Annotated in this window: 5 protein-coding genes; 2 read left to right on the top strand and 3 right to left on the bottom strand. The window is 64.5% G+C overall.

Features of this window, described 5'->3' with window-relative positions:
• Positions 1 to 590 precede the first annotated feature (590 nt).
• The 3 genes from RM96_RS27140 to RM96_RS27130 are packed head-to-tail and all read right to left on the bottom strand — an operon-like array spanning position 591 to position 4,362.
• Positions 591 to 2,837, bottom strand: coding sequence for a polysaccharide biosynthesis tyrosine autokinase (locus RM96_RS27140; RefSeq protein WP_039014840.1), 2,247 nt, complete (start codon positions 2,835 to 2,837; stop codon positions 591 to 593).
• Positions 2,834 to 3,307, bottom strand: coding sequence for a low molecular weight protein-tyrosine-phosphatase (locus RM96_RS27135; RefSeq protein ID WP_039014839.1), 474 nt, complete (start codon positions 3,305 to 3,307; stop codon positions 2,834 to 2,836). Before RM96_RS27135 ends, RM96_RS27140 begins: the two co-directional genes overlap by 4 nt.
• Before the next feature lie 11 nt (positions 3,308 to 3,318).
• Positions 3,319 to 4,362 (bottom strand): polysaccharide biosynthesis/export family protein, encoded by a 1,044-nt coding sequence (locus tag RM96_RS27130; RefSeq protein WP_193752528.1) that lies wholly within the window; start codon positions 4,360 to 4,362, stop codon positions 3,319 to 3,321.
• Between the two features lie 647 nt (positions 4,363 to 5,009).
• Here RM96_RS27130 and RM96_RS27120 point away from each other — a divergent pair.
• Entirely contained in the window at positions 5,010 to 6,263 is a 1,254-nt protein-coding gene (locus tag RM96_RS27120; protein WP_039014841.1) for an oligosaccharide flippase family protein, read from the top strand.
• A 27-nt stretch (positions 6,264 to 6,290) separates the two neighbouring features.
• Positions 6,291 to 7,469 (top strand): hypothetical protein, encoded by a 1,179-nt coding sequence (locus RM96_RS27115; RefSeq protein ID WP_039014836.1) that lies wholly within the window; start codon positions 6,291 to 6,293, stop codon positions 7,467 to 7,469.
• Positions 7,470 to 8,069 lie beyond the last annotated feature (600 nt).

Below are 8,069 nucleotides of genomic sequence, written 5' to 3'. Positions count from 1 at the left end.
AAAAGTAGGCAAAAGGCGCCGTCTGTCCTCGGCGGACGGCCAGTCTTATCGTAGTGTTCGACGGTTTTTGTACGGGTATTCGCTTCAGGGCATAGCTACGATGCCTGCCGCGTTGGGACGAGGCGGCGCGAGGCATTGACAGGCCGTCCTCTCGACCTCGTGAGAGCGGAGTGGCACGCAGCTTGAGGCTCGTCGGTATGCGCAGCCGAATCGCGCACCACCGTCGTGGTCCAAAGACTCTTGCCGCAGGCACGCCGCTCGCTCACCGAGCCACTCCGCTCTCACGAGGTCGGGAGGACAGCGCTGTTCCCGGCGTTGCACCTGGCGATCTGCGCGGCAGGCAGTCTAGTTCTGCCCTGAAGCAAATACCCGTACAAAAACCCGCGCACACTACGATAAGACTCCCGCCCGGCGGGCAAGAAGGCGCTTTTTGCTTCCTTTTTGGCGCAGTCAAAAAGGGAGTCGCCGGCTACGCCGGCGAAACAGCAGCGCACCCAAGAACCCACACGCAAAATCCGGCGAGGACCCAAAGCAAAACTGCCGCAGCACATGATGCTGCGGCAGTTTTGCCGTGTGGGACCGCGCCGCGCTCAGGCCCGCTTAGCCGGATTCCCGCCGCTATATTCCCCGAGGTAGCGATACTTGCCAAAGTAGTAATGCGCCCGATACCAGCGCCCTTCGATATTCATGCCATTGAGCAGCACACCTTTGACTTCCGCCCCGCTATGCTGGAGCGCCCGCTGCGACGCCTGCAGCTCGTCCACGGTGGTCTTCTCGGCGCGCGCAACGAGGAACACGGCGCCGGCCTTGGCGGCGAGGATGCCGGCGTCGGTGGCAGCCAGGATTGGCGGGGTGTCGATCAGCACCAGGTCATAGCGCTTCCTGAGCGTGTCGAGCAAGGTCTCCATCGCGGGGCTGAGCAGGACGTCCGCGGCATGCGGCGGCTCGCCGCCCGTTGAAATGAAGTCCAGGCCGGGCGCGACCTGCCGCTGCACCACCTGGTCTAGCGGCGCGCCCAGCAGGAGCTCGGTAAGCCCCGGAGTGCGCTGGGCTTCGAGGCGACGATGCAGCGACCCACGCCGCAGGTCAGCGTCGATCAGGATCACACGGCGGCCTGAGGCAGCAATCGCCGCGAAGTTCGCACAGATGAACGACTTGCCGACGCCGGGCGCGGGCCCCGTGATGACCACGGTCTGGTTGCGGCTGCCGGCCAGCGCGAATTGCAGCGCCGTGCGGAAGCTGCGCAGCGTTTCCACGGCGGGATCGTCGGGCTGCAGGCGCGCCAACAGCCCGGCGCCGGCGCCAGCGGCATTGCTCTTCTGCGATTCATGCTGGCTGAACGGGATCGTCGTGTAGACGGTCATGCCCGTCTTCCGCTCGATCTCATCGGCATCCGCCACGCCGCCGTTGAAGGCATGGCGCACGATGATCGCCGCCAGCCCGGCGAACAGCCCGAGCACGGCCGCCAGCGCGGCGATTACCTCGCGGTTCGGCTGGGTCGGCTTGAACGGCACGTCCGCGGCATCGACCAGGCGCGAGGTGCCCCCCTTGCTGGCCTTCATCAGCTTGAGTTGCTGGATGTCGTTGAGCAGGGACTGCAGCATTTCGGTGCTGACCTTCACGTCGCGCATCAGGCGCAGCACGCTTTTCTCGACGTCAGGCAACTTCTGGATGCGGCCCGAGATGCCATTGAGCTGCGCCGTGACGACGGCGATCTGGTTGTCGATCAGCGTGATGACAGGATGGGTGGGCATGAAGCGCGCATCCAGCTCCTGCCGCTTCTGCCGAAGCTCCTGCAGCTTGGTCTGGAGCTGCACCGACTGGTTCAGCATCAGCTTGGATTCCTCGCTCAGGTCGACGGTGCCGCGCTGGTTGCGCATGGCGTTGTAACGGACCTCGGCCGTCTCGACCTGCTGCTTCACTTCGGGCAGCTGCTGCTCGAGGAAGGCCAGCGACTTCTCTGCCTCGGCAGCCTTGCGCCGCACGTTCTGCTCGACATAGGCGTTGCCGATCTCGTTCAGCGTGGCAGCCACCAGCTGCGGGTCGCCGCCTTCCAGCGAGACGCCGATCACGCCACTCTGCCTGCCGCGCTCGCTGATGACGAGCCTGCTTTGCAGGCGCTCAATCGCAGTGCTGCGCGGCACCCGGCGCAGGATGAACCTGGCGCCGCTTTCGGCGTCCAGTTCACTTACCAGCAGACGGATGGTGCCGGCGTGCGTGGCGATCATCAGGGGCGCGCCGACTTTGCCGCTGGCGCTGGTCTCGCCGCCATTGAACGACACCGTGTAGTCCCCGTTGCCGCTCGCCGTGAGCTGGATCGTGCGGTTTTCCATCGGTGCCGGCACATCCAAACTCTTCACTGTGATCGATTCGCTGCCCCAGACAAAGCCGCCCCAGCCGAACAGGCCCGGCGTGGAGAGTTCCCCGTTGAAGTGCGCGATGGCGGGCCCGATCACGGGGAAGTAGCGTGGCGCCGCCTCGACATCGAGGTGCAGGGCCTCGACAGCCTTGCCGACCACCATCCTCGACCGCAGCAGCTCCATTTCCGCCGAGACCGCCGGCTTGATGTCGAGCGCGGGCGATGTCGTCGTTGACAGCTTGCTGGCGCCGCCGCCCGGCGGAGCATTGGCCTCCTCCACCTGGACCACGATGTCGGCACGATAGACCGCCGGAGCAATCGCCGCATAGACCAGGCCCAGGGCGAAGACGATGGCGGTGATGCCGAGGAAGGTCCAGCGGTAGCGGACAAGAATGTCGATATAGGCGGTCAGATCGACAGGCTTGTCGTGATGGACTGGCTCGTCGATGACATCATCTTGCTTGCTTATCGTTCTCATGTCGCCTCCCCGTGGCTGTCAGCCGATGCAACCGTATCCTCAAGTTCCAGTTGCGACGACCAGCATGTAATTCCCTGCTTGATCATCTCGAGGACGATGCTGAACATCTGCCGCGAGCATCCGTATGGATCGGGCACGTCGAGATCCATGCTTTCGCAAAGCCTGAATGTCTTGCCGCGCGACTGCGGAAAGCGCTCCTCGAGCGTCTCGCGCTGGAGGCTTTCCATGACCAGCACCAGATCGGCCGATGTCACCAGGTCACCATCGACCGCGCGGGCGCGGTGGCTGGTGAGATCGCAGCCCTCCTGAGCCAGCAGCTGCACCGCGCGCGGATCGGCGGCGGCGCCGACGGGTGGCGCGAGTCCGGCCGAAGTCACTTCGCAACCGGGCAGGGCGCGGCTGATCAGGACGGCGGCCATCGGACTGCGGCAGACATTGCCGAGGCAAACGACCAGGATGGTTCTGGGCATGCTCGCGTCACTCACTTGATCGCCGTAGCAGGGCCGAGCAGCGACGTGGACGGCAGCAGCAGGTTCATCACGCGGCTCCAGCGGACCAGATCGCGCGCGTCGACGTAGACCACGTCCTTCGGCTCCAGCTCAAAGCCTTCGGCAATGGCCAGTGCCGCCGGCGATGTGCCGTCGAGGTGGTATACCTTGGGCTGGCCGTCGTTCGCCTTGCGAATGACGAAGATCTGTTCCGCACTGGCAGAGTTAGGGTTGATGCCGCCCGCGTCGCCCAGCGCCTCATTCAGTGTCATTCGGCCGTTGCGCATCAGCAGCGACGATGGCCGGCCCACTTCGCCGGTCACGAATATCTTGTTGTCCTCGCGCTGTTCCACGCGCACGATGTCGCCCGAGCGCAGCATGATGCGGGCCGGATCGATGCCCCTGGCCAGCAGATCCGGGATGTTGACGTACCAGGTGCGTTCGCCGCGGGTGACGCGCACGCGGCTGTTGTCGCCGGTCTGGTTCAGCACGCCGCCGGCGCGGTTGAGCGCTTCGACCAGCGTCATCGGCGCGTCGTCGATGGCGAGCATGCCGGGCGTGCGGACTTCGCCGTCGACGTAGACGCGCTGGCTGCGGAAGCCCAGCACGCGTACGGTCATCTGGGGCTCGCGGACCACGCGCGACAGGATATGGGCCATTTCGGAGCGTATCTGGTTGGCGGTCTTGCCGGCAACCTTGAGCACCCCGGCATAGGGGAACTGGATGTCTCCCTGCGCGCTCACCACGTAGCCGGGCAGGTTGGAGCCGCCGGTCGACGCCGGAACCTCGAAGCTTGCGGCGGGGCTGTAGGTCTGTGTCGGGAAGACCAGTTCGGGGTGGTCCCAGACCACTACCGAGATGATGTCGCCGGGGCCGATCCGGTAGGGCTGGGGCGCGGCGTACAGCTCTTCGACATGCTCGTTCGCGGGCCTGATCTTGTTGCGCAGTTCGCGCACCAGATCGAGGGTAATCGGGGTCACATCGGGCTTTGCGTCGGGCCCGACCGCCATGACCGAGGCTTTGCTGTCGAAATGCATGCCCGGAGAGGCCGCACATCCCGCCAGCAGCGCAGTGGTCAGCAAGGCGAGCAAGGACGCCGAGGTGCTGTGACGGTCCGCGCCGCTGGAGCGCTGGCTGGCACGTTCGTGGAGTGTTCTCACGGCAATCTCCTCGTGAAGCGGGCAGGTACCAGCAGCGATACTTTGCCCACGATGTAGTGATCGTAGGATTGCCGCCCGTACGGCTCGGTGCGTTTTCCCACATTGGCGGCGGCCGCCGCAGCGGGAGCGAGAGCCACTAGCCACGGGTGGCGGTGTCCATCCTCCATCGGAATGAGGTCCGTCATCGGGAGGATGGCGTCATCCCGGCAAGGCCGTAATCTGCACGAACACGCGGCCGGATACGGCCACGTGGCAGACCCGGCAATTGAGCATAGGCCGGGGTGAGGGAAACATGCACGGCAAGCCGCACCCGCAGTGTGCGCGGGGCAACAGTGAACGCGGAGGCTGCGATGACAGAATGCCTAGAATCGGAGCAGACGCCCGGCCATCCGGGCGTCTGCGTGACCCGGAGCCGCCTCTACTGACCTTCAGCGCAAAGGACTGGTGACAAGGCTGACCTGCCGGTGCGCCTGGCGGTCATGCCATCCGCCGCCGAACCGACTTTCTTTCCAGAGACCCCTGGCATGCGTATGCAGATCGCCCTCAATGTGTTCTGGCTCGTTGCCGAGCGCGGCTTGCAGCTGCTGTTCGGCATCGTGAGCGTGGCCATGATGGCGCGCGCCGTCGGTCCGGAAGGCTTTGCGGAGTTCCAGTATGCGCAGTCGCTGGTGTTGATTGCATCGTCGATCGCACTGATCTGCGGCAACGAAGTGGTTGTGCCGCGGCTGGTCGCCGACCAGGCGCTGGCTGCGCAGCACAAGCTGCTCGCCCACGTATATGGCCTGCGTGAAATCGCCGCCGTGGTGGGCTATGTGCTGCTGGTGGCGGTCGTCGCGCTGACCGAAGAGGACAGGACCATTGTCCTGGTCGTCATCATCGTCGGTATGCCGATGCTGGTGCGCGAGCCGTTCGGCGCGGTCCGGACCTGGCTGCAGGCACGCACCGACAGCCGGCCCGGGGTGGTCTACGGCATGGTCGGCCTCGCCTTCCGGGTCATCGCGATCTCGGCGCTCTATATGGCCGCCATCGACTCCGCACCGACCTTTGCCTGGGTATTCGCCGTGGAGTCCATGCTGGTTGCCGCGCTGCTGGTCCGCTATTACCGGCAGCACAGCCCCCGCGGCGCAGTGCGCTTCGACTGGCCGCTCGCCAGGAAGCTGCTGCGCGACGGCACGGTGTTCTGGGTAGGCATTGTGCTGATGCTCTGCGCGAAGCGTGTCGACCAGCTCCTGCTCAAGCCGCACATTTCCCTGTTCGAGCTGGGCGGCTATTCGGCGAGCATGCAGATCCTGGACAACTTCATGATGCTCAGCGCCATCCTCGCCAGCTCGCTGGCGCCACTGACGATCTACGCACAGCCGACCCTGGCGCGGGTACGCCGCAATGTGCTGCGTGCCACCGTCGGCATGGTAGTCCTGGGTGCGGCGGGTGGCGCGGTGATTGCCTTCTGCTCGCCCTGGATCATCGAGTTGATCTACGGCGATCATTACGAAGCCGCGGCCGGCCTGCTGCGCCTTTCCTCGATGGCATCCGGCCTGGTGTTCGCAGATGCCGCGCTGTCGCTGCTCGTGATCTATCTGCGCAAGCCGAACTGGCTGGTGGAGAAGTGGCTGCTGGTGCTGTCCACCATGATTGCCGTGGACCTCGTCACGATCCCGGCCCATGGTGCCCTGGGCGCCGTCTACGGCTATATCGCGGGCAATGCCGTGGCCGTCGTCGTCGGCATCGGCTTCTTCATCCGCTCCCGCGAACCGGTGGCGGTGGAACAGGCTGCATGACCGGCCGGCTTCCCTGAGGGCCAGACCATGGCATACGCATCTTCCGTGTGGGATGTATTCAGTGCGACGCTCGTGCTGCTGGCGGGGGTCCTGGTGACGCTGGGCGTCGGGCGCAGGTTCGGCACCCGGCCGAAATGGGGACTCTTCATCTACGTCTGGCACACCGTCCTTTGCGTGTTCTACGCGAAGCTGGTGATGGAGCACGGCGGTGACGCGGCAGACTACTACATGGCCTCGCTCGAGCCGTCACCCGAGTTCTCCATCGGCACTCAGGGCGTAAACTATTTCACGCACATCTTCTCGGTCTACTTCGGCTTCTCGTACCTGGGGGTGTTCCTCGTCTACAACATCTTCGGGGTGATCGGTCTCCTGGCGTTCGACTCGGTGCTGCGCACGGTGACGCGCGGCAGAAGCCGATTCCTGCGATGGCTGGCGATCGTGATCGTGTTGCTGCCGTCGATCAGCTTCTGGAGTGCGGCCATCGGCAAGGATTCGATTGCCTTCATGGCGACCAGCCTGGTCCTCTGGGCGAGCATGTCGATGCCGCGCCGCAGCTGGCTCATGACCCTGGGCATCGGCTGCATGTTCCTGGTTCGGCCACACATGGCGGCGATGATGCTCCTCGCGCTTGCTGCCTCGGTGGCGGTCTCGTCGAAGATTCCCTGGAAGTGGCGCATCGTGCTGGCCAGCATGGCCTTGTCCGCGGCTGCGGTCGCTGTGCCGTTCACCATCCGGTATGCAGGGCTGAACGACGCGACGGACGCTGCCGGCGTCGAGGAGTACATCCATACCCATCAGGGCTATAACCAACAGGGCGGGGGGGGCGTCGACATCGCCGACATGTCGCTGCCGATGCAGCTCTTCACCTATGTCTTCCGGCCACTGCCGTACGAAGCGCGCGACGTCTTCGGTCTCGCGGCGTCGCTGGACAATGTCGTACTGCTGCTGCTCGCGGTGCTTGGCATCTGGGGCATGATCAGAAGGCGGGGCAGTAATGTAGCGCTGAAAAGCCGGGCGTTTCTCTGGATCTACAGCATCGGGGCATGGCTGATGCTGGCGCCGATGACAGCGAATCTGGGTATCTCTGTGCGGCAGAAATGGATGTTCGTGCCGATGCTGGTCTGCTTGCTGATTTGCAGTGTCAGGGACAGGCGGGGCGTGCGAAGGGGTTCTGCTGGATATCGAGTGGTGAGTGCCAACCGGTAATGTGGTGGTCTGCCGGGGCTCTTGCTTTGTAGAATGGTTGCGTCACGGGTGTTGGCCCTGGAGGCTTTACGATGAGTCGTGCCTGGCATGCGTGGCTGTTTCGCCGGCGTAGCCGGCGACTCCCTTTTTGACTGCGCCAAAAAGGAAGCAAAAAGCGCCTTCTTGCCCGCCGGGCGGGAGTCTTATCGTAGTCTGCCCGTGTTTTTGTACGGGTATGGGCTTCAGGGCATAGCTGGACTGCCTGCCGCGCAGATCGCCTGGTGCAACGCCGGGAACAGCGCTGTCCTCCCGACCTCGTGAGAGGGGAGTGGTACGCAGCTTGATACCCGTCAGCATGCGCAGCCGAATCGCGCACCACCGTCGTGGTCCAAAAACTCTTGCCGCAGGCACGCCGCTCGATCACCGAGCCACTCCGCTCTCACGAGGTCGGGAGGACGGCCTGTCCAAGCAACGCGCCGCCTCGTTACTACGCGGCAGGCATCGTAGCTATGCCCTGAAGCCCATACCCGTACAAAAACGCAGGCAGACTACGATAAGACTCCCGCCCGGCGGGCAAGAAGGCGCCTTTTGCCTACTTTTGGGCGCCGTCCAAAAGATGGA

Source organism: Cupriavidus sp. IDO, assembly GCF_000812465.1.
Lineage (GTDB): Bacteria > Pseudomonadota > Gammaproteobacteria > Burkholderiales > Burkholderiaceae > Cupriavidus.
Note: the sequence above shows the minus strand (reverse complement) of the source record. Positions and strands in the feature narration are given on the sequence as shown.